Raw genomic sequence first — 20,191 nt, forward strand, 5'->3', positions numbered from 1 at the left:
GGGCGTGCGGTGCGCTCTCAGCGAGTTTGCCGACCGCCCCCGGGACGGCCGGGGTTGCACGGTGCAGCCCCAAGCTTTCCTGCGATGGAGGCAGGTACATGGCACAGGGCACTGTCAAGTGGTTCAACTCCGAAAAGGGCTTTGGTTTCATCGCCCAGGACAACGGCGGCGCTGACGTCTTCGTCCACTACTCGGAGATCCAGGGTCAGGGTTTCCGCACCCTGGAGGAGAACCAGCGAGTGGAGTTCGAGGTCGGCCAGGGCACCAAGGGTCCGCAGGCCCAGAACGTCCGCGCGGTCTGAGGTTTGTAATACGCCGCAATTGAAGTCGTACGTGAGAAGGACCCTCGACCGGGCTCGGTCGAGGGTCCTTCTTCGTGGTCGTTCTCGACTAGTGGCCGCGCTGGCGCGCTTCCCACTCCAGGCGCTGCATGACCCACTCCGTGGCGAGAGCCTGCGGGGAGGTCTGGCGCTCGGCGGCGAGCTCCTTGAGCTGCTCGTTCGCCATGAGTTGCAGCCTCAGCTGGTACACCTGCGCGCTGCCGAAGCCCGAGGCGGTGGTCTCGTTGTCCGCGTCCGGGGCCAGGGCGGCCAAGTAGGAGGTCAGCTCTTCGTCGTGCGACGTCTCCGGTTGCTGCGGTTCGTCCGCAGGGCGGTGACGGCCGGACTTGGAGCGTCCGAGGGATCCGATAGGCACCGGGACACGATAACGGCTCGGTCACGGAACCCAAACCCCTGTGAGCCGGGTCACCCCAAGGTGTAAATGGGTCTACTCAGAGTGGATCTCCGGCGAGTACCTGCCGAGCGGACCGATGGAGCTGCGGAGGCCCCCGCGCCAGGGGGAGGAACGCGGGGGCCGGAGGGGATCTCCACAGGCGCTGACCGGGGGTGTGTCAGCTTTTGGATTGTTGCACGCGCACGCGCTCGTTGGGGAGTGTTCGCAACCAGATTCTTATGCCGCCGATGAACGGAAACCCCGTAGTCGCAAGCTGTTGGTAACAACGAACACGCTGCTGAAGGCCATTGCGGCGCCCGCGATCATGGGGTTCAGCAGACCGAGGGCCGCGAGTGGAAGTCCAGCGACGTTGTAGGCGAACGCCCAGAAAAGGTTCCCCTTGATCGTGCCCAAAGTCTTGCGGGACAACCGAATCGCGTCCGCCGCCACGCGCAGGTCGCCGCGCACCAGGGTCAGGTCGCTCGCCTCGATCGCCACGTCGGTGCCGGTTCCCATGGCCAGCCCCAGATCCGCGGCCGCGAGGGCCGGCGCGTCGTTCACGCCGTCGCCGACCATGGCCACAACTCGGCCCTGTGCCTGGAGATTCCGGACCGCTTCGACTTTGCCGGAGGGCAGGACGTCGGCGATGACCTCGTCGATACCCACTTCGGCCGCGACTTCGGCGGCCACGGAGGCGTTGTCGCCGGTCAGCAACACCGGCCGCAAACCGAGTTCCTTCAGTTCCTGAATCGCTTGTGCGGACGTGGGTTTGACGACGTCCGACACGACGATGGCGCCGACAACCTTGTCATCAAAGGAAACCGCGACAACAGTCCGAGTTGTGTGGGCAACCAGGGCCTCAGTCAGTTCCTGTGAAAGGACAACGTTCCGCAGTCGGCCGACGACGACGCGTCGACCTTCGACCGTCCCGCTGACGCCCACGCCGTCCGTGGAAACGAAATCCGACACCGGCGGCACGTCGTCGACTTCGCGGACCATCGCCGCGCCGATCGGGTGTTCGGACGCGTTCTCGACGGCCGCCGCGAACCGCAGCACCTCGTCCCGGTCCGCACCTGCCGCGGGGATCACGTCGACCAGCGTCAGGCGCCCGGTCGTCACGGTGCCGGTCTTGTCCAGCACGACGGTGTCCACCCGCCGCGTCGACTCGAGCACCTCGGGACCCTTCACCAGGATGCCGAGCTGCGCGCCGCGGCCGGTGCCCACGAGCAACGCCGTCGGCGTCGCGAGGCCCAGGGCGCAGGGGCACGCGATCACGAGGACCGCCACCGCCGTCGTCACCGCGAACTCCAGCGGCCGCCCGGCGAGCAGCCACGCGCCGAACGACGCCAGCGCGATCAGCACGACGACCGGGACGAAGACGGCGGACACCCGGTCCGCGAGCCGCTGCACCTCGGCCTTGCCGGTCTGAGCCTGCTCGACCAGCCTGGCCATCCGCGCGAGCTGCGTGTCCGCGCCGACGGACGAGGCCTCGACGACCAGCCTGCCACCCGCGTTGACGGTCCCGCCGACGACCGAATCGCCCTCGCCGACCTCGACCGGCACCGATTCGCCGGTGACCATCGAGCGGTCCACAGCCGAACTGCCGTCGACCACTACGCCATCGGTGGCGATGCGCTCACCCGGACGGACCACGAAGCGTTCGCCGACCCGCAGCCGGCCGATCGGCACGCGGGTCTCGACGCCGTCGCGCAGCACCGCCACGTCCTTGGCGCCGAGCGCGAGCAACGACCGCAGGGCCGCACCCGCGCTGCGCTTCGAACGGGCCTCCAGCCAGCGTCCGAGCAGCAGGAACACGGTCACGCCGACCGCGACCTCCAGGTAGATGTCGCCGGAGGTGGTGGGACGCGGCAGCAGGCTGAACTCGTGCCGCATGCCGATGACGCCGGCCTCGCCGAACACCAGCGCGTAGAGCGACCAGAGGTACGAGACCGTGACGCCCATCGACACGAGGGTGTCCATGGTGCTGGCGCCGTGCCGTGCGTTGACGAAGGCCGCACGGTGGAACGGCCAGCCGCACACCCACACGACCACGCTCGCCAGCGCCAGCGACACCCACTGCCAGGTCGGGAACTGCCACGCCGGGACCATCGAGAACGCGATCACCGGCACGCCGAGCACTGCGGCAAGGGTGACCCTCAACCGCAGCTCGCCGGCCTCGTCCACGTCGGGAGCCTCGGGCCGGGGCTCCTCCGCGTCGTAGCCCGCCGCGCGCACGGTCGACACGAGGTCGTCCACCCGCAGGTTGTCCGGGAACTGGACGCTGGCCTTCTCGGTCGCGTAGTTCACGGTGGCGGAGACGCCATCGAGCCTGTTCAGCTTGCGTTCGACGCGGTTCGCACAGGAAGCGCACGTCATGCCGCTGATGCTGAGCTCGACGTGACGAGGCTCGGTCGTGGTCATGCGACCTGGTACCCGGCCTCGGTGACGGCGGCGACGACCTCGGCGCGGTCGAGCTCGCGGTCGCTCGTCACGGTGACCGCGCCGGTCTCCAGGACGACGTCGACACCGGTGACGCCGGAGACCTCGGTCAGCTCCTCGGTGACGGAGCTGACGCAGTGGCCGCAGGTCATGCCGGTGACGGTGTAGGTGGCGCTGACGGACATCGGAGCCCTTTCTCTCTTCGGAGCTCCGAGTTTATACCCCCCTAGGGTAAGGGCTCTACTGAGGACTGTCGGGTTTGGGCTGGTCCAGGTTCTGGATGTCGCTCTCGATCTTGTTGACCAGGTCGTCGAGGCCCTCGAGCATCTTGTCCAGCTCGGCCATCCGCGAGCCGAACGCGGACTCGATGTCGGCGTCGATCGTGTTCAGGTCGATGCCGCTGAGTGCCTTGAAGATCGCCTCCTGGTCGGCCGGGGGCGGGGGCTGGGACGCGTTTTGGCCCTCTGCATCGGGGGAAGGCTCCGGCGTGGGGTCGGTCATCGGTCCATCATCCACTGGCCAGTTCCCCACCGGTACGGACGGCATCAGTACAGAAAGTAACGCTGGGTGCCGACGGAATCACTCTGCGGGGGGCTGCGGCCGTTGTCCCAGGTCGCTTAGCCTCGCGCCAACCTCAAGTCGGGGAGGGTGCTCATGAGCGGGTCACTGGAAGTGCGGAAGTTCCTGTTCACACAGGACGACAGCGTGTCGCGGCAGGGCGGGCCGAACGTGCCGGCCCAGCGCAACGGAGAAGCCTCGCGGATCTCCGACGATCAGGTTCATCGGGCCAGGCTCGCGGTCGCCAGGAGCGCGACGGGTGCCGAGGACTGCCGGATGCTGCTGGACATGCTGGGCCTGTCACCGGGCGAGGACGGCGGGTCGCCCCACGCACAACGGTGAACGTCGTGCGAACGCGAAGGCGGCCCTGACTCCAGGCGCGCACCCCCCGGAGCGCGTCTGCAGAACAGGGCCGCATCCCGAAACATACCCACGGGTCTCTTTAGCGGCAACGGCTAACCTTCACCCATGCCCCAGCAGGACCGGGCGTACGCGACACGCGAGGCGATACTCCACGCCGCGGCGGAGGAGTTCGACCGGCTCGGCTACGAGCGCACGTCGCTGACCGCCGTGCTCGCGCGTGCCGGACTGACCAAGGGCGCGTTCTACTTCCACTTCCCCTCGAAGGAAGCGGTCGCCGATGCCCTGATCGAGCGGCAGAGCGAACTGTGGGCGCAGGTGAGGGAGTCGTGGCGGCTGCGCGGCGTCGACCCCCTGAGTGCCCTGCACGGCATGTTCGCCGAGTCGGCCGACCGGATGGCGTCCGACGTGGTGCTGCGCGCCGGCGTGCGGCTCAACGCCGATCGCGAGGTCGGTTATCCGGGCGTCCCGAGCACGCATGTCATGTGGGAGAAGCTCGTCGCCGCGTACGTGATCGAGGCGGCCGGGCGCGGGGACCTGCGGGCCGGCGTCGATCCGGAGGCCGTCGCGCGGACGTTGTGCGGCGCGGCTCTCGGTTCGCGGTTGATCTCTTCCGCGACGACGGCGTGCACGGACTTCCCCCAGCGGATCCGCGAAGTGCTGGACCACGTGCTGCCCAGCGTCGCGTCTTCCGAGTGGAAGTTGTCTGGATCACAAACCGCTTCTGAACCGCCGTGACGGGCCGGAACGGCCCTGAACAGGCATTTGTTGATCTGGATGAGCCGGCCCGGAACGGGGTTTCAGCAGGTCAGCGCATAAGTGGGACCCCCGTTTTGGAGGTGCGCGGACCTATGGCATATGCTTACGATGCTTCCAGAGACCAGCTAGTCCCCATCATCTAGCGGCCTAGGATCCCGCCCTTTCAAGGCGGTCGCACGGGTTCGAATCCCGTTGGGGGCACGCAGTAAAGTACGGTACGGTAAGACAGTACGAAGCAAGGCCCAGTGGCGCAGTTGGTTAGCGCGTCGCCCTGTCACGGCGAAGGTCGCGGGTTCGAGTCCCGTCTGGGTCGCTTTTCTGTAGTTGATTGCTACAGCTCATGGCCAGGTAGCTCAGTTGGTACGAGCGACCGCCTGAAAAGCGGTAGGTCGGCGGTTCGACCCCGCCCCTGGCCATACCTTCTTCGAAAGAAGCCCCGCAGAGTTTCTGCGGGGCTTCTTTCGTCATGCGCTGAAGCTGATTCGCGCGATCGCCTGGTCGTCGTGCGTTTTGTAGCGGGGCCAACGCCGGTGCTCCGAATCACCGCGTTCGGCTTCGCGGATTCGGTCGAGCACCTCACCGAGTGGCAATTGCTCCAGGTCCTCCCAGGCGAAGAGTCCGTACTCGGACACTCCACAGGAGACACCGTCCGTGAGAGCGATCACACTCCTGGTCTCGTCGCGGCGCCAGGTCGCCGTCAGGGCTTGGCGGCCCGCGACGGGATCGGCCTCCGCCACCCAGTAGCCGCCCGGTTCGTTCTTCCACCTGAGGATGTCCGGATCGGGCCGGAGGTCTTCGAGTCTGGTGTCCTCGAGCACTCGGGTGGACTGTCCGAACGCGACGACCGGGGTGTCGCACAGCACGAGCGCGTCGATCGTGTCGGCGTTCCAGCGGACCATCGACGCGGTCGCGGAGGGCGAGTCGCCGGGGACGAGGTCGTGTTCCGCCACGAGGTTCGTGATGGCTTGGGCGAGCAGGTCGGTCAACGGATCGGTGTCGTTGAGCAGCCGGGCCAGTTCGTCGGCGAGTTTCGAGGCGTACCAACCGCCGTTGCGATCAGGTGGCCTGGTTCGTGAGGTCACGCCGTCGAGCACGAGGACGGCGTTCGGCAGCACCCGGATCCGATCTTCGGTGACTCGGCCCGGAGCTCCCTGCTCGGCGGTCTCGATCTTCACGCCCTCACGGTACTTGTCAACTTCGGTTGACGGATGCCGGTTGTCAACGTACGTTGACATCATGACGGAAGCGACGGATCTCGCCACAGCGGCTGGGGATCGTGACCCGAAGGTCGGGTTGCGGGCCGTCAGCGCGTTGCGGCGACTGCTCGAACATCTGGAGGCCGCCCAGGTCCGCAGTGCGCGGGCGCAGGGCTGGTCGTGGCAGGACATCGCGGCGGAACTCGGGGTGTCCCGCCAGGCGGTCCACAAGAAGCACGGGGGTCGATGATGATCGCGGAACGGTTCACGAAGGAAGCCCGCGAGGCGGTCAAGACCGCGGTACGGGAGGCAGAGCAGAACCACGCCGCCGAGGTCGGCGTGGAACACCTGCTGCTGGCATTGCTCGACGCGCCGGCGCTCGCCGGGTTCGACCTGCCGCGCGACGAGCTGGAGACGGCGTTCCGGGACTACCGGCGCAAGGGCGGGCTGACCAAGGCCGACTCGGAAGCGTTGCGGGGCTTGGGAATCGACGTCGACGCGGTGATCGAGTCGGCGGAGCAGTCACTGGGAACCGGGGTGCTGCGGCCGGGGCCGCGCCGGCGGTGGTTCGGGATGCCGCTGGAACCGGCCTTCAAGAAGGCGCTGGAGAACTCGTTGCGCGAGTCGCGCGACCTCGGCCACAACTACCTCGGTGTGGCACACATCCTGCTGGCGTTGTTGCAGGGCAAGGGAATCGTGGCCGAGGTGCTGACGGAGCGGGGCGTCACGTACGAGGAGCTCCGCAAGCGGGCCGCGAGCGCTCGCGCCAGGTGAGCGCGGGCAGGAACAGCTGCGCGAGCGGGCCGATGCCGAGCGCGTAGAGGACCGTGCCGATGCCGACCGTGCCGCCGAGCAGCCAGCCGGCGCCGAGCACGATCAGTTCGAGCACGGTCCGCGTGAGCCGCAGGGAGATGCCCGTGCGGCGGCAGAACCCGGTGACCAGGCCGTCGCGCGGGCCCGGTCCGAGCCGGGAACCGACGTACGCGGCGAACGCGACGGCGTTCAGGACGATGCCCAGCGTCAGGAACGCGATTCTGGGCAGGAGTCCTTCCGGCGCGGGCAGGAGCCAGAGCGTCACGTCGACGCTGACGGCGATGACCACGACGTTCGCGATCGTGCCGATGCCGGGCTTCTGTCTGAGCGGGATCCACGCCAGCAGGACGAGCACGCCGGTGATCGCGGTGATCAGGCCGAAGCTCAGGCCGGTGATCTTCGTGAGCCCCTCGTGCAGCACGTCCCACGGGTTCAGGCCGAGGGTCGCGCGGATCTGCATCGCCATGCTCGCGCCGTAGAGCCACAGACCTGCGAAGAGCTGCGGGAGGCGACGGGCGGGTGAGATCCGGACGGAGACCTGGTGGAGTGCGGTCATGGAGGCCATGTGGCCATGTTGCGCTTCGATTGGCCTGGTAATCCATAGCCAATTCTGGATAATTGGCTTCATGCTCCCACCAGGTGGACGTATATCCGGTGCCAGGCTCGCCCGACTGCTGGGTGAATGGCGCCGTGGCGGGGCCCGGCAGTCCGTCGTTGATCTCGTCGCGGCACTGAAACTGCTGGTCGCGGACGGACGGCTGCCCGTCGGGACCCGGCTGCCGTCCGAGCGCGAGCTCACCGAGGCGCTGCCCGTGAGCCGCACCACCATCACCGCCGCACTGGACCAGCTGCGGGCCGAGGGGGTCGTGCAGTCGCGGCGCGGCGCCGGGTCGTGGATCAACGGGCCGGTCGGTGCCGGAGGCGGAATCACCGGTGCCGACGACACGCTGATCGACCTGTCCCGCGCCGCGCCGCGCGCGTTGCCGTCGGTGCGGCTGGCCATGGACGTCGCGCTGGGCCAGATGCCGGAGCACCTCGCGTCGCACGGGTACGACGAACGGGGGCTCCCGGTGCTGCGGCAGCGGATCGCCGACCGTTACGCGGCTCGGGGGCTGCCGACGTCGCCCGACCAGATCGTGGTGACGTCCGGAGCGCAGCACGCGTGGGCGTTGGTGCTGCGGCTCTTCGTCGGGCCCGGCGACCGGGTGCTGGTGGAGCAGCCGAGCTACCCCAACTCGCTGGAGGCGGTGCGGGCGTCGTTCGGCATCCCGGTGCCCGTGCCGATGCTGACCGACGGCTGGGACCTGGACGGGTTCGAGGCCGCCCTGCGGCAGGCCGGCCCCCGTTTGGCCTATCTGATTCCGGACTTCCAGAACCCGACCGGACTGCGGATGTCGTCCGAGTCGAGGGAAAAGCTTTCCGCCGTGCTGCGCAAAGCGCGTACTCCCCTGGTCGTCGACGAGACTTTGGTGGAACTTGCGCTGGACTCCGCCGAAGCGCCGTTGCCGATGGCCGCGTTCGGCGGAGATTCGGTGGTCACACTGGGATCCGCGAGCAAGTCGCACTGGGGCGGGCTGCGGATCGGGTGGATCAGGGCGTCCGCGGAGATCGTGCACCGGTTGCTGTCGACGCGGGCGGCGATCGACCTGGGTACCCCGGTGTTCGAGCAGCTCGTGCTGGCCGCGTTACTGGAGTCTCCGGAAAGCGTTCTGAGGCAACGGCGTGAGGAGGCCCTGGAGCAACGGGACGTGGCGGTCGCCGCGTTGCGGGAACATTGTCCACAATGGACGTTCGAGGTGCCGGCCGGCGGGCTGGGGGTGTGGTGCACGCTCGACGGCCCGGTGAGCACGCGCATCGCGGTGGTGGCGCAGAACCACGGCCTGCGGCTCGTCCCAGGTCCCCGGTTCGCGGTGCACGGCGGGTGTGAGCAGATGCTCCGAGTGCCGTACACGCAGTCACCCGAAGTGCTCCGAGAAGCCATAGCCCGTTTGGGTGTGGTGGCTGCATCTCTTGCAGGCACAGGGTTTCGGGCGGATGCCGACCTGTCGCTGCCGGTCGCGTGAAACACGTCGGCCCGGTCTCCCGCAGCGGGGGAGACCGGGCCGACGAACTTGCCAACGAGAGGCCTGCGGCGGGGGACGTCCCAGGGATTGACGTCCCCCGTCCGCAGGTTTCCCGTGCGGTCCGAGACTGCGGGGGCAGCGCGGCTCTCGGACCAGACCCGACCTGCCAGGGCGCGGTTGGCAGGTCAGGAAGACTGGGGGTTCCTTGCGTACAACGGGAAATAAGAGGAGGAGTTACTGGCGCGACGGAACGAGAGGGTCACAAATCGCGCAGAGGGCAGACTGGTCCTGTCGGACTCAGTCGGGTGACGTGCTGGGCAGGCCCGGAATGCTGCCGGGCTCAGTGCCGTCGCGACGCTCCCCGACCGACCACGTGGCGGGCGGGAAGAGCGAGTTGTGCGACGTCAGAACGGCGAGCACGCCGCGCGTGCCGCCGGAGTTGTCGGTGTGGCCGGACGACACGGAGGCCGTCGCGACCACGGGAGCCTGCTGCGGTGCGGGCAGCGGCATGTCCGGTCCGGGAGTCGACCAGGTGTAGTCGCTCGCCGGCGTGGGTTCGGTCTTCACGGGAGCGGGCACCGGAAGGTCAGGCAGGAGCGGCACGGCCTTCTTGGCCACCAGGACGGGCACGGGTGGCGCGGGAGGCGGCGGCGGGAGTGCGGCGGCGAGTCTCGCGGCTACCTTGGCGGCGCGGACCTTGGCCTTGGCCGCGATGACCTCGGGCGGCGCCTCGTTCGAGACCGTGCCCGAGCGCGAGTTGCTGTGCGAACCGCCGGTGAAGTCGAGGACCGGGCCCTCGTCGGGCTCTTCCTGGGCCTCTTCCTGGGGCTCTTCTTCCGGCTTCGTCAGGACCGGCGGCGGGACGAACTTCTCCTGCTGCTGCTGCTCGGCCACCGACGCGGTGAAGGCCTTCGCCCATTCGGCGGGATCCTCGAGCAGCTGCGGGACTTCGGCGGCGGCCTCGGTGGTGATCTCGACGGCCGGGGGTTCCTCGGGACTGGCGGACGCGGACGTGCCGCTCAGCAGCCAGGCGGCGGCGGTGAGCCCGCCGAGGGCAGCGGTCCGCAGCAGCAGTGCACCAACTCCACCAACTGCCACAGGATCACCACCCGTCCACCGTTTCGGGTCACCCTCAACGCACAGCGCGCCGTCGGAGGTCGACGTAGAGCTATGTCTAGCACCGGTGAGTGACTTTGCGAACCCACTCGGCGCGAAACACCCGGAAGGGCGGTCTCGTGCGGCTGTCCGTGTTGCCCTGATCAGGCATGAACACCGTCCGTGTCGTCATCGGATCGAGTGACATTGCGCGTCGGTCCCGTGTGGACCGTGTCGCGGCGGGGGATCGTGTCCGATGTGGACGCGCCCAAGCAGGTCAACAGCCTCTCTGAGCTGGTCGATCACGCCTCCGCCGAACTCGGTCCGGTGGTCGTGCACGATCCAGCCGGTCCAAACGAGTGCTTGCTCCGTTCGGGGGAACTGGTCGTGCTGCCAGTGGACGCACCCACTGTGCGCAAGCGTTTGCGAGGCGTCTACTCGCACGAGGAGATTGCTTCGGGTGCCATTCGCATGTACCTGAAAGCGTCCGAACGAGCGCGCGTCGTCGAGGTGGCCAAAGAGGTCGGTGCCACCCCGAACCACGTCCACTTCGCCTGTCCGATCATGATCGGCACCTCCCGGCCGGTGATCGGCGAGCGCCTCCCGGAACTGCTGGGCGAGGGCACGGTCGCGTTGCTCGACACCCCTCTCGACGCCCCGCACGGCGCGTTGGTCGCCGGTGTCCTCCGCCACCACGGCGCCTCGGTGCGCCCGTTCCCCGTCCTGGGCGCCTCGGGCTTCGGCGACGACCTCACCCTCGCCGCCGCGTTGCGCGCCACCCGCGACCTGCCGGTGGTGCTGGTCGCGTCCGGCACCTACTCGTTCGACGACCTGTGCCCGCCGGTCCTGGCCGGCTGCGGCGGCAACGTGGTGGCCGCGGCGGGCAACGGCGGTTCCGAACGTCCGTGGTGGCCTGCGGCCTTGCCCTCGGTGACGGCGGTGGGTGCTTCGGCCGCCTTCTCGGGTCGTGGGCCCTGGGTGGACGTGGTGGCGTCCGGGGTCGACGTGCCGGCCACGGTCGGCACCTCTCAGCTGCTCTGCACCGGCACGTCGTTCGCCGCCGCCCTGCACGCCGCCACCCTCGTGCCGGTGCCGTAACAGCTGAAGCCCAGGTGGGCGACGGCCCGCGCGGCTTCGGCGGGGTGGCCGATGAGGCGGTGGACCTCGGCCATGGCCGCGCCGACCCGCGCGTCCGGCACCGGCAGCACGCTCGCGATCACCGTCCTGGTGCCGGCGTCGAGGAACGCGCGGGCGAGGCCCGACTCGCATGCCGACAGGACGACCGTCTCGGGCGGGTGCGCGATCCTCGCGATGTCGTAGCCGTAGAGCGGGCCGTCCCGCAGGTCGAGGTGGGAGAACAGCGGGTTGTCCGGATGGACGTGTCCGTGCGCCGCGATGTGCACGATCCCGGCGCCGTCCAGTTGCGCCAAGGCTGATTCCACTGTGGACTCCACGATCGTGCCGCCGTGTTCCTGGTGCAGTGCGGGCACTTCGTCGTGGGACAGGCCGGGACCGGTGACCCAGAGCCGGTGACCGCCGCGGGCGGACGGCCTCCACCGGCTCAACGACGGAATGACGTGAACCCGTCGGCCGAGCGCCGCCCACGGCATCTCGTGGAGCACCCCGTCGGGGATGACGACGACCTCCTCCGCGTCCGGCAGCAGGTCGGTGGTGACGGTGCGCCCGGCTCGCAGTGCGAGCTTCGCGGTGCGGACGAGTTCGGAGGGGTCGGGAACCACGCGCATCCGAGCACGTCCGTCGACGAGCGTGACGGCCTTCATCTGTCCTTCATGGACGATGAAGCTGATCAGCGGCAGGCCCGTCGGCGCCGTGCTCGTGCTCGCGCTTCTCCTGGAGGAGAGGGTCAGCCTCCGGACGTTCCGCTCCAACGCCTCCAGCGGCAGTCCGAACGCCTTCGCCCGGCGTAGGTCGGTGAGGGCCTGGGCGAGCCCGGGATCGTTGGGAGGCAAGGGAACCGAGGTCCGGTGTTGCTCTGACCAGTGCAGCACTTCGCGAGCCGTCGTGGCGAGCCCGAGCGCGTGCCGGGTCAGTTCGCGTCGCGGCCAGTCGCCGTGGTGCTCGTCGAGCACATTCAAGCCCGCCCGGCACGCGGCCAGCGCACCTCGCCGATCGGACCGCCGGGCCTGAGCGAGCCACCCGAGCGCCCGTGTCTGGGCAGGCCCGCGAAACCGATGCGCCGCAACGGCATCGAGCTTCCCGGCCGCCAGCATGAACTCGGCGTCCGTGCCGCCGTGCCGGATCGCCGGAGCAGGATCGCCGTCGCGCAACGCACAGCGCGCGCTCAGCACCGCCAGCTCGGGCACGTGCCGATCGCACCGCCGCAGCAACTCCATCGCGGGCGCCAGCACCCGTCGTGCGTCCGCCGTCAACCCGGCCGCGAGCAGCGCCTCGGCCCTGTCCACGAGCGCCTCCGGCCGGCTCGCCGAGTCGAGACCGGCCTTCGCGGCCTCCTCGTACCTGCGCAGGGCGAGCGGCAGGTCGCCCGCGAGCATCGCGACGAATCCCCTGTTGTGCAGGCACATCGCCGCCCTGCCCGGCTCATCCAGCGCCCGCAGCAGCGTCTGCGCCGCCCTGAAGTCGGCCTCGGCGGACGTCAGCCTGGTCGCGTTGCAGCGGGCGATTCCGCGCCCGATCAGCGCGTTGGCCAGCCATCTCTCGTCGCCGTACCTGCGCAACTCCCGGACGACCGCGGTGAGTTCGGCGATCGCCAGCCGGGGCTCGGCGTCCTGGCAGAGGTGCAGCCCCCGCAGGCACCTGGCCCGAGCCAGCTCCTTGCCGCGCAACCGGGGTGTCGCGAGGTCGAGGTGCTGAAGGCTCCGCTTGCGGCGGCCCCGGTCCAGCTCGATCCACGCGAGCGTGAGGTGGAACCGCGCCTCGCCGCTGAGCCGCAGCCCACGCCGGGCGAACCGGGCGGCGACGTCGAGGTGGCCGAGTTCCACGTGGGCGACGCTGAGGTCGTGCAGGGCGTCGGCGCGCTGTGCCCTGGTGCCGCGGACCTCGGTCGTCGCGATGGTGGCCCGCGGGTCGGCGCTGGCGCTCACGCGACGAACCAGCCGGTCGTGAGACCCAGGCCGGGCACGGTCACGCACACCGGGCCTGGCTTGATGGTCGCGCGGAACCAGCCCTCGGGATCCGGTCGCAGTGCCTGGACGCCGGACGGCGAGTGGATCTCGACGGCGAGGCCGCTGTCGTCCAGCACGCCGGTGAGGTGGCCGGGGTCGAGCTGCAGATGCAGGCGGCCGGTGCCGAGGTGGAACACGAGCTGGCAGGACGGCCCACGGACCGGTTCGTCCACAGGGGCCATCGGTTCGAGGCCGGTCGGGCGCGGCGTGAGGGCGGGCGGCGGGGTGTCCGAGCTGAACAGACCGGCGATCTCGTCGAGCAGCGAGTCCCTCATCGCGCACCTCCTGAGTCGAGCAGGCTGTGGACAACTGGCTGGGGCGGGGCGTCGTTCACCGCAGGTCCCCCACCTTCCGTCGCAGGTCAGCGAGGCAACGGCTGCGCGTGGAACCAACGCTCCCCAGCTTCATCCCCAGGGCGTCGGCAACCTGTGCATAACTCAGTTCGGGGCTGTGGGCAGCGATCCTCAGCAGCCGCTGGCAGCGCTCGTTCAAGGTCATCAGCGCGGACCACAACCGGCGCTGCCGATCATGGGTGATGGCGACCTCGTCGGGGGACGGCAGGACGGACACCGGCTCCCAGAGGTCGTAGGAGACCTCACGGCCGCGCGTGCGCAGGACCGCTATCGACTGGCGCGTGGCGGTACGGACCAGCCAGGTCGCCAGGTGGTCCGGTTCTCTCAGGCGGGTGAGGTGTTCAGCCAGGCAGAGCCAGGTGCACTGGTACACGTCGGCGGCGTCGGTCTGACTCAGGCGGAACGATCTGGGCACCGACCAGACCAGGCGGGAGTAGCGGTCGACGAGGGCGTCCCAGCCGGAGAGACCGGAACGCCACGCGACGAGAACCTCAGTGTTCGAGTCCATGCCATTTGGAGTCGAACTCCGGGTCTGCGGCTCCGCAGCTCACCCGAAAGTGGGTTGTCCACAGTTGTGGAGGAACTCATCCACACCTGTGGACAACTACAGCTTGTGGAGGCGCTCCACGGCTTCGTCGATCACGGCGTCCTGCTTGCAGAACGCGAACCGGATCAGGTGCTTCCACTGGTCGGGCCGGTCCGTGAACACCTGCACCGGCACGGCCGCCACGCCGATCCGGGCGGGCAGGTCGCGGCACAGGGCCAGGCCGTCCGTGTAGCCCAACGGCCGGACGTCGGCGCAGATGAAGTAGGTGCCTTCGGACGAACGCACCTCGAAGCCGGCCGCGCGCAGACCCTCGGCCAGACGTGCGCGCTTGGACGCCAGCGAGTCCCGCAGCCCGGTGACCCAGTCCAGTTCGGCGGTCAGGGCGTGGGCGACGGCGGGCTGGAACGGTGCGCCGCCGACGAAGGTCATGAACTGCTTGGCCGCGCGGACCGCCGAGACCAGTTCGGCGGGGCCGCACACCCAGCCGATCTTCCAGCCAGTGCAGTTGAACGTCTTGCCGGCGCCGGAGATCGACAACGTCCGCGGCGCCATGCCCGGCAGCGAGGCCAGCGGGATGTGGACGAGTCCGTCGAACACCAGGTGCTCGTAGACCTCGTCGGTGATCGCGAGCAGGTCGTGCTCCACGCACAGGGAGGCGATCGCTTGGAGCTCCTCCAAGCGGAACACCGTGCCGGTCGGGTTGTGCGGCGTGTTGACCAGGACGGCCCGAGTCCGCGGCGTCACGGCCGCGCGCAGGGCGTCGACGTCCAGCGCCAGCCGGCCGGAGGCGTCCTCGCGCAGGCCGACGGTCACCCGCGTCGCGCCGGCCAGGGCCACGGAGGCGGCGTACGAGTCGTAGTAGGGCTCGATCAGGATCACCTCGTCGCCGGCCTCGACCAGCGCCAGCAACGAGGCCGCGATCGCCTCGGTGGCGCCGACCGTCACCAGGACCTCGGTGTCCGGGTCGTAGGAGAGCCCGTACCGGGCGCGGTGTGCGGCGACGGCGCGGCGCAGCACCGGCATGCCCGGGCCGGGCGGGTACTGGTTCACCCCCGACGCGATCGCCGACTGGGCGGCCTGCAGCATCGACGACGGACCATCGGTGTCAGGGAAGCCCTGACCGAGGTTGACGGCGTCGTGCCGCACGGCCAGCGCCGTCATCTCCGCGAAGATGGTCGACGTGAACGGCTGTAACCGGGGAACTAGCGCTGGTACCCGCACAACGCAGGATCTTCACGGACAATGGCGTCGTGGAGCAACTGACCGTCGCTGACCAGCAGAAGCGCACCGACCTGCGCAAGATGAAGCTTGTCGCGACGAGCTTCCTGATAGGCGCGACGATCATCTTCTTCGGCACGCACGCCTTCGAGGGCGCCTGGGTGGGCTACGTCCGGGCCGCCGCGGAGGCCGGCATGGTCGGCGCTCTCGCGGACTGGTTCGCCGTCACGGCCCTGTTCCGCAGGCCACTGGGGCTGCCGATCCCGCACACCGCGATCATCCCCGAGCGCAAGAACATGTTCGGCCAGACGCTCGGCGACTTCGTGGGTGTCAACTTCCTGAGCCCCGAGATCGTGCAGGACAAGCTCCGCAGGGCGGGCATCGCGGAACGCGCCGGCGCCTGGATCAAGCAGCCGGAGAACGCCGAGCGCATCACCAACGAGCTCGCGAACGTCATCAAGGGCGCGATCACGGTGCTCAAGGACGAGGAAGTCCAGGCCGTCCTCGAACACGCGATCGTCAAGCGGGTCACGGCACAGCCCTGGGGGCCGCCGCTCGGCAAGCTGCTCCAGCAGGTGCTGACCGACGGCGCGCACCACAAGCTCGTCGACCTCATGTGCGACCGCGCCTACGAGTGGGTGCGCGACAACTACGACAAGGTCAGCCTCATCGTCTCGGACCGCGCGCCCACCTGGTCGCCCAAGTTCGTCGACGCCATGCTCGGCGACAAGGTCTACACCGAGCTCGTCAACTTCGCCTGGGCGGTCAAGACCGACGTCAACCACCCGATGCGCCTCGCCGTCGACCAGTTCCTGATCGAGTTCTCCGGCGACATGCAGACCGACGAGATCACCATGCAGCGCGCCGAGCAGGTCAAGCACCAGGTGATCGGTCATCCGGACGTCCAGAAACTGATCAGCAGCGCTTGGGGCACGGCCAAGAAGATGCTGATCGACGCCGCCGAGGACCCGTCCAGCGAGCTCCGCAAGCGCGTCACGCAGGGCCTGATCACGCTCGGCACCAACCTCACGGACGACCTGGAGCTGCGCGCCAAGGTCGACGGCTGGCTGGAGCAGGCCGCCGGGTACGTCGTCGGCAACTACCGCGCCGAGATCACCACGCTGATCACGGACACGGTCGAGCGCTGGGACGCGGAGGAGACCTCGCGCAAGATCGAACTGCAGGTCGGCAGGGACCTGCAGTTCATCCGGATCAACGGCACCGTGGTCGGCGCGCTCGCCGGCCTGGTGATCTACACCGCGGCCAACGCGCTGTTCTGAGCTCTCGTCCGTTTTCGGAACGTCCGCGCCTTCTCGCGGTTCCCGCACACCTGCATCGAGCACCAGGTGCGCGAGCGGTTGCGCGAACGGTCGAAGAACGCACGCAGGCAATCGTCGGCCGGACAGATCTTGAAGCGTTCCCACGAGCCCAGCACCGCGAGGCGGGCCGAAGCGGCGAGCACGGCGCCGAGCGCGTCCGAGCTCGACAGCACCGGAACGCCGTCGGTGAGCTCGATGTGGACGACGCCCGCTGCCGTCTGAGGCCCTGACGACCCCTCGATGGACGACCGCAGTGCCGCACGAGCGGCACGCGCCTGCGCGATCTCACTGCTCCGCCCGAGGCCGCGCTCGGTCACCCATGCGCGCCAGGAGGCTTCACTGTCCAGTACGTGTCGAGTGTTCAGGAAGTCGAGCAGAAGCTCGACGTCGTGATCCCAGCCGACAGTCAGACCAGTCACCCCACCACTGTAGGCGCCACGGCGGTCGCCCGTCAGGGCATCGAGGAATACACCCGGTGTATACATCGTGTGTATAGTGCTCCTCATGTCGATCGGACACGCACTGTTGGGCCTGCTTGAAGGCGGTCCAAGGCACGGATACGACCTGAAGCGCGCCTATGACGAGCGCTTTGGTCACGACCGGCCGTTGCACTACGGACAGGTGTATTCGACCCTGTCGAGACTGCTGAAGAACGGCCTCGTGAGCGAGGCGGGCGTGGAGGCGGGCGACGGCCCGGAGCGCAAGCGGTACGCGATCACGGACGCCGGAGTCACTGATGTAGAGCGCTGGCTCGGTACGCCGGAGAAGCCCGAGCCGTACCTGCAGAACACGCTCTACGCGAAGGTCGTGCTGGCTCTGCTGTCCGGCCGCAGCGCGACCGAGGTGCTCGACACCCAAAGCTCCGCGCACCTCACCACGATGCGCGAACTGACCAGGCGCAAGGCGGACGGCGACCTCGCCGACCAGCTCATCTGCGACTTCGCCCTGTTCCACCTCGAAGCGGACCTGCGGTGGCTCGAACTGACCGCGGCCCGCCTGGACAAACTCGCCGAGGAGGTGGCCCGATGACGTCCCTGCTCACCGCTGAGGGCCTCTGCAAGTCGTTCGGGAAGACGAATGCGCTGGACGATGCCGGCATCTCGATCCGCGAGGGCGAGGTCGTCGCGATCATGGGCCCGTCCGGGTCCGGCAAGTCCACCCTGCTGCACTGCCTCGCGGGCATCCTGCCGCCGGACTCCGGCACGGTCACCTACCGCGGCCGCGACCTGACCGGGATGAACGACGGCGCCCGCAGCGAGCTGCGCCGCACCGAGTTCGGGTTCGTCTTCCAGTTCGGTCAGCTCGTGCCGGAGCTCACCTGCCTGGAGAACGTCGCGCTGCCGTTGCGCCTGAGCGGCATGAAGCGCAGGGACGCCGAGCGTGCGTCGAAGGAGTGGATGGCCCGGCTGGAGGTCGACACGGTCGCCGACCAGCGGCCCGGTGAGACCTCCGGTGGCCAGGGGCAACGGGTCGCGGTGGCCCGTGCGCTGGTCACGTCGCCGAAGGTGGTCTTCGCCGACGAACCGACCGGTGCCCTCGACTCGCTCAACGGCGAGCGGGTGATGCACCTGCTCACGACCGCGGCTAGGGAGACCGGTGCGGCCGTCGTGCTGGTCACGCACGAGCCGCGGGTGGCCGCGTACTCGGACCGCGAGGTCGTGGTTCGCGACGGCCGTTCACGGGACGTGGAGTTCGTCAGGTGAACCGCGTTCTCAGCGACCTCACCCTGGGCGTCCGGCTGGCTGTCGGGGGCAGCCGGAAGTCCTGGGTGAGGCTCCTGCTGCAAGGTGCCGGCATCGGGATGTGCGTGGCGGTGCTGTTGCTCGCCGCGTCGATCCCGACGGCGTTCGGCAACCGCGACCAGCGCGGAGACGCCCGCAACATCGTGGAGAAAGGCCCCGGGGCCGCGCCGCTGCTGCTGGAGACCGGGTCGGTCGCGTACCGGACCGACTACATCAGGGGCGGGTACGTACGTGCCATGGTGGCGGACGCGCCCAAGCCGCCCGGTATTGAGCGGCTGCCGGGGGACAACGAGATCATCGTGTCGCCGCGGCTCGCGGACCTGCTGGCGAGCCCCGAGGGCGAACTGCTGCGGCCGAGGTTCCCGCAGAAGGTCATCGGCACGTTCGCGCCGGAGGGCATGGACGGGCCGCAGGACCTCAGGTTCCTCGCGGGGGACTCGAAGATCCAGCGCAACGACGGCAACCAGGTCTACGCGTTCGGCCAGGAGTACTCCGGCGGTGGGTTGCCGACGATCCTGCTGATGCTCAGCATCGTCGGCGCGGTCGTGCTGCTGTTCCCCGTGCTGGTGTTCGTGAGCGTCGCGACCAGGCTGGCCGCCGCTCAGCGTGATCGCCGGCTGGCGGCGTTGCGACTGGTCGGGGCCGGCGCGACACGGGTGCGGCTGATCGCCTCCGGCGAGGCCCTGGCCGGTGCGGTGGTGGGGCTCGTCGTCGGGTTCGGGCTGCTGTTCGCGATCAGGCCGCTCGCCGACGACATCCCGTTCCCCGAGGCGGCGGTGTTCCCGAGCGACCTCACGCCGACGTTGCCATTGACGCTCGTCGTGGTGGCCGGCGTGCCGGTCCTGGCAGTGCTGACCTCGGTGTTCGCCATGCGCCGCACGATCGTCGAACCGCTCGGCGTGGTCCGCGAGCAGAAGCCGGTGCGGCGCAGGCTGTGGTGGCGGGTCGTGCCCGCCCTGGCCGGCGTTGCGCTGTTGGGGAGCCAGTTCGGCAAGTTCGGCGGGCAGGGGAAGCCGGAGGAGTGGCCGATCATCGTCGGTGTCGTCCTGCTGATGTTCGCCGTCCCGGCGTTGCTGCCGTGGCTGGTCGAACGGGCCGTTCACCGGATGGGCGGTGCCACGCCCGCGTTGCAGCTGGCCGTGCGCCGGTTGCAGCTCGACGCGGGTACGGCGGCACGGGTCGTCGGCGGGGTGGCGGTCGTGCTCGCGGGCACCGTGACGCTGCAGGTGATCCTCGCGGGCGTCGAGAACGACGTGAAGGCCGAGGACACGCGGTCGGCGAACACGAACTCCCTCAGCATCACGGTGAACGAGACCACCCCGCTTCCGGACCTGCCGGACGTGCTGGCCAGGACACCGGGCGTGGTCGGAGTGCAGAGCCTGCTGCGCACCTACGCGACGACACCCGACAACGACTACACCACCATCGCGGTCGGAACGTGCGCCGCGCTCAAGACGGTGGTGGACCTCGCGGACTGCACGGACGGCAAGGTCTACCTCGTGCCGACCGGCAACGGTCTCGGCGATCCCAAGACCGGTGACGTTCTCCGGTTCGAGGAGACCGGCGGCACCTGGACGGTGCCGGTGTTGGAGCGCAGGACCGGTAGCCGCCTTGGGATCTTCGCCACCCCGGCCGCAGCCGCGAACCTCGACCTGACCCACACCTACGCCGAGATCCAGGCCGAGATGGACCTGACGCGGCCGGACGTCGCGGAGCACGTGCGCAACGCCCTCGCGCCCTACTCGTGGCGGGTGCACACCGTCTTCCTCGGTCAGGACAACACGTCCGAGGTCGAGCTGGTGTTCGGCGTGATCCGCAAGTTTGGTAGGCTTGCCGACGGCACGTGACCCGTGCCACCCCAGCCACACATCG

General features: G+C 69.2%; 23 protein-coding genes and 3 tRNA genes. 14 read left to right on the forward strand and 12 right to left on the reverse strand.

Translation table 11 applies throughout. From position 1 onward, the window contains the following. Window positions 1-98 precede the first annotated feature (98 nt). Window positions 99-302 carry a cold-shock protein gene (locus IG04_RS0118450; protein ID WP_030477903.1) on the forward strand — a complete coding sequence of 68 codons (204 nt, stop codon included), beginning with the start codon at window positions 99-101 and terminating at the stop codon, window positions 300-302. A gap of 88 nt (window positions 303-390) precedes the next feature. Here the strand turns inward: IG04_RS0118450 and IG04_RS0118455 are convergent, their stop codons facing one another. From IG04_RS0118455 to IG04_RS0118470, 4 genes are all read right to left on the reverse strand, one after another. Continuing rightward, window positions 391-696 (reverse strand): hypothetical protein, encoded by a 306-nt coding sequence (locus IG04_RS0118455; protein ID WP_030477904.1) that lies wholly within the window; start codon window positions 694-696, stop codon window positions 391-393. 255 nt (window positions 697-951) lie between these two features. Continuing rightward, window positions 952-3,135 (reverse strand): heavy metal translocating P-type ATPase, encoded by a 2,184-nt coding sequence (locus IG04_RS0118460; RefSeq protein ID WP_030477905.1) that lies wholly within the window; start codon window positions 3,133-3,135, stop codon window positions 952-954. After that, the gene (locus IG04_RS0118465) at window positions 3,132-3,338 is read right to left on the reverse strand and encodes a heavy-metal-associated domain-containing protein (protein ID WP_030477906.1); all 207 of its coding nucleotides are present in this window, start codon (window positions 3,336-3,338) and stop codon (window positions 3,132-3,134) included. The genes IG04_RS0118460 and IG04_RS0118465 overlap by 4 nt, the downstream gene beginning before the upstream one ends. A 55-nt stretch (window positions 3,339-3,393) precedes the next feature. After that, on the reverse strand, window positions 3,394-3,654 hold the full coding sequence (locus IG04_RS0118470; protein WP_030477907.1) for a hypothetical protein: 261 nt from the start codon (window positions 3,652-3,654) through the stop codon (window positions 3,394-3,396). Window positions 3,655-3,807: 153 nt separating this feature from the next. Here IG04_RS0118470 and IG04_RS0118475 point away from each other — a divergent pair, with 153 nt between their 5' ends. From IG04_RS0118475 to IG04_RS0118495, 5 genes are all read left to right on the forward strand, one after another. Beyond that, window positions 3,808-4,053: a hypothetical protein gene (locus tag IG04_RS0118475; RefSeq protein WP_030477908.1), complete on the forward strand. Its 246-nt coding sequence runs from the start codon at window positions 3,808-3,810 to the stop codon at window positions 4,051-4,053. 126 nt (window positions 4,054-4,179) lie between these two features. Continuing rightward, entirely contained in the window at window positions 4,180-4,809 is a 630-nt protein-coding gene (locus IG04_RS42680) for a ScbR family autoregulator-binding transcription factor (protein ID WP_036015035.1), read from the forward strand. 149 nt (window positions 4,810-4,958) lie between these two features. Then, window positions 4,959-5,031 (forward strand) — tRNA-Glu (locus tag IG04_RS0118485). 38 nt (window positions 5,032-5,069) lie between these two features. Then, window positions 5,070-5,143: transfer RNA gene (locus IG04_RS0118490), tRNA-Asp, on the forward strand. Window positions 5,144-5,172: 29 nt separating this feature from the next. Beyond that, window positions 5,173-5,246: transfer RNA gene (locus tag IG04_RS0118495), tRNA-Phe, on the forward strand. 48 nt (window positions 5,247-5,294) lie between these two features. Here IG04_RS0118495 and IG04_RS0118500 read toward each other — a convergent pair. Continuing rightward, window positions 5,295-6,005 (reverse strand): hypothetical protein, encoded by a 711-nt coding sequence (locus tag IG04_RS0118500; protein WP_051770186.1) that lies wholly within the window; start codon window positions 6,003-6,005, stop codon window positions 5,295-5,297. 61 nt (window positions 6,006-6,066) lie between these two features. On the opposite strand from IG04_RS0118500, the gene IG04_RS0118505 reads away from it, so the two are divergent. Together IG04_RS0118505 and IG04_RS0118510 are read left to right on the forward strand one after the other, a co-directional pair. Further along, window positions 6,067-6,276 carry a helix-turn-helix domain-containing protein gene (locus IG04_RS0118505; RefSeq protein ID WP_030473166.1) on the forward strand — a complete coding sequence of 70 codons (210 nt, stop codon included), beginning with the start codon at window positions 6,067-6,069 and terminating at the stop codon, window positions 6,274-6,276. After that, the gene (locus tag IG04_RS0118510; protein WP_245816295.1) at window positions 6,273-6,800 is read left to right on the forward strand and encodes a Clp protease N-terminal domain-containing protein; all 528 of its coding nucleotides are present in this window, start codon (window positions 6,273-6,275) and stop codon (window positions 6,798-6,800) included. Before IG04_RS0118505 ends, IG04_RS0118510 begins: the two co-directional genes overlap by 4 nt. Here the strand turns inward: IG04_RS0118510 and yczE are convergent. Then, entirely contained in the window at window positions 6,751-7,404 is a 654-nt protein-coding gene (gene yczE, locus IG04_RS0118515) for a membrane protein YczE (protein WP_036015039.1), read from the reverse strand. The genes IG04_RS0118510 and yczE overlap by 50 nt on opposite strands. 61 nt (window positions 7,405-7,465) lie before the next feature. On the opposite strand from yczE, the gene yczR reads away from it, so the two are divergent. Beyond that, window positions 7,466-8,902: a MocR-like transcription factor YczR gene (gene yczR / locus IG04_RS0118520; RefSeq protein WP_036015042.1), complete on the forward strand. Its 1,437-nt coding sequence runs from the start codon at window positions 7,466-7,468 to the stop codon at window positions 8,900-8,902. Between the two features lie 297 nt (window positions 8,903-9,199). Here the strand turns inward: yczR and IG04_RS0118525 are convergent, their stop codons facing one another. Beyond that, window positions 9,200-10,000, reverse strand: a complete 801-nt coding sequence (locus tag IG04_RS0118525; protein WP_030477914.1) for a hypothetical protein — start codon at window positions 9,998-10,000, stop codon at window positions 9,200-9,202. Window positions 10,001-10,198: 198 nt separating this feature from the next. Between IG04_RS0118525 and IG04_RS0118530 the strand changes: the two genes are divergently transcribed. After that, a complete protein-coding gene (locus IG04_RS0118530) occupies window positions 10,199-11,095 on the forward strand; it encodes a S8/S53 family peptidase (RefSeq protein WP_159460475.1) in 897 nt (298 codons plus the stop codon). Here the strand turns inward: IG04_RS0118530 and IG04_RS0118535 are convergent. The 4 genes from IG04_RS0118535 to IG04_RS0118550 all read right to left on the reverse strand — a co-directional run bounded on the left by IG04_RS0118535 (window position 11,026) and on the right by IG04_RS0118550 (window position 15,261). Then, window positions 11,026-13,059, reverse strand: a complete 2,034-nt coding sequence (locus IG04_RS0118535) for a CHAT domain-containing protein (protein WP_030477916.1) — start codon at window positions 13,057-13,059, stop codon at window positions 11,026-11,028. The genes IG04_RS0118530 and IG04_RS0118535 overlap by 70 nt on opposite strands. Further along, a complete protein-coding gene (locus tag IG04_RS0118540) occupies window positions 13,056-13,415 on the reverse strand; it encodes a hypothetical protein (protein WP_030477917.1) in 360 nt (119 codons plus the stop codon). The genes IG04_RS0118535 and IG04_RS0118540 overlap by 4 nt, the downstream gene beginning before the upstream one ends. A 55-nt stretch (window positions 13,416-13,470) precedes the next feature. Beyond that, window positions 13,471-14,001, reverse strand: coding sequence for an RNA polymerase sigma factor (locus IG04_RS0118545; RefSeq protein ID WP_030477918.1), 531 nt, complete (start codon window positions 13,999-14,001; stop codon window positions 13,471-13,473). Window positions 14,002-14,097: 96 nt separating this feature from the next. Beyond that, window positions 14,098-15,261 (reverse strand): pyridoxal phosphate-dependent aminotransferase, encoded by a 1,164-nt coding sequence (locus tag IG04_RS0118550; protein ID WP_030477919.1) that lies wholly within the window; start codon window positions 15,259-15,261, stop codon window positions 14,098-14,100. A gap of 80 nt (window positions 15,262-15,341) precedes the next feature. Here IG04_RS0118550 and IG04_RS0118555 point away from each other — a divergent pair, with 80 nt between their 5' ends. Beyond that, window positions 15,342-16,538 (forward strand): DUF445 domain-containing protein, encoded by a 1,197-nt coding sequence (locus tag IG04_RS0118555; protein ID WP_084401570.1) that lies wholly within the window; start codon window positions 15,342-15,344, stop codon window positions 16,536-16,538. On the opposite strand, the gene IG04_RS0118560 is transcribed toward IG04_RS0118555, so the two are convergent. Beyond that, window positions 16,511-16,996 carry a CGNR zinc finger domain-containing protein gene (locus IG04_RS0118560; protein WP_245816293.1) on the reverse strand — a complete coding sequence of 162 codons (486 nt, stop codon included), beginning with the start codon at window positions 16,994-16,996 and terminating at the stop codon, window positions 16,511-16,513. The genes IG04_RS0118555 and IG04_RS0118560 overlap by 28 nt on opposite strands. Window positions 16,997-17,081: 85 nt before the next feature. On the opposite strand from IG04_RS0118560, the gene IG04_RS0118565 reads away from it, so the two are divergent. From IG04_RS0118565 to IG04_RS0118575, 3 genes are read left to right on the forward strand one after another with little or no spacing between them, the layout of a single operon-like run. After that, window positions 17,082-17,606, forward strand: a complete 525-nt coding sequence (locus IG04_RS0118565; RefSeq protein WP_030477922.1) for a PadR family transcriptional regulator — start codon at window positions 17,082-17,084, stop codon at window positions 17,604-17,606. Then, on the forward strand, window positions 17,603-18,280 hold the full coding sequence (locus tag IG04_RS0118570) for an ABC transporter ATP-binding protein (protein ID WP_030477923.1): 678 nt from the start codon (window positions 17,603-17,605) through the stop codon (window positions 18,278-18,280). The genes IG04_RS0118565 and IG04_RS0118570 overlap by 4 nt, the downstream gene beginning before the upstream one ends. Beyond that, complete coding sequence (locus IG04_RS0118575) at window positions 18,277-20,166, forward strand: FtsX-like permease family protein (protein WP_051770162.1); 1,890 nt, start codon at window positions 18,277-18,279, stop codon at window positions 20,164-20,166. The genes IG04_RS0118570 and IG04_RS0118575 overlap by 4 nt, the downstream gene beginning before the upstream one ends. Window positions 20,167-20,191: the final 25 nt, after the last annotated feature.

The organism is Lentzea albidocapillata (assembly GCF_000719115.1).
In the GTDB taxonomy this organism is placed as follows: domain Bacteria; phylum Actinomycetota; class Actinomycetes; order Mycobacteriales; family Pseudonocardiaceae; genus Lentzea; species Lentzea albidocapillata.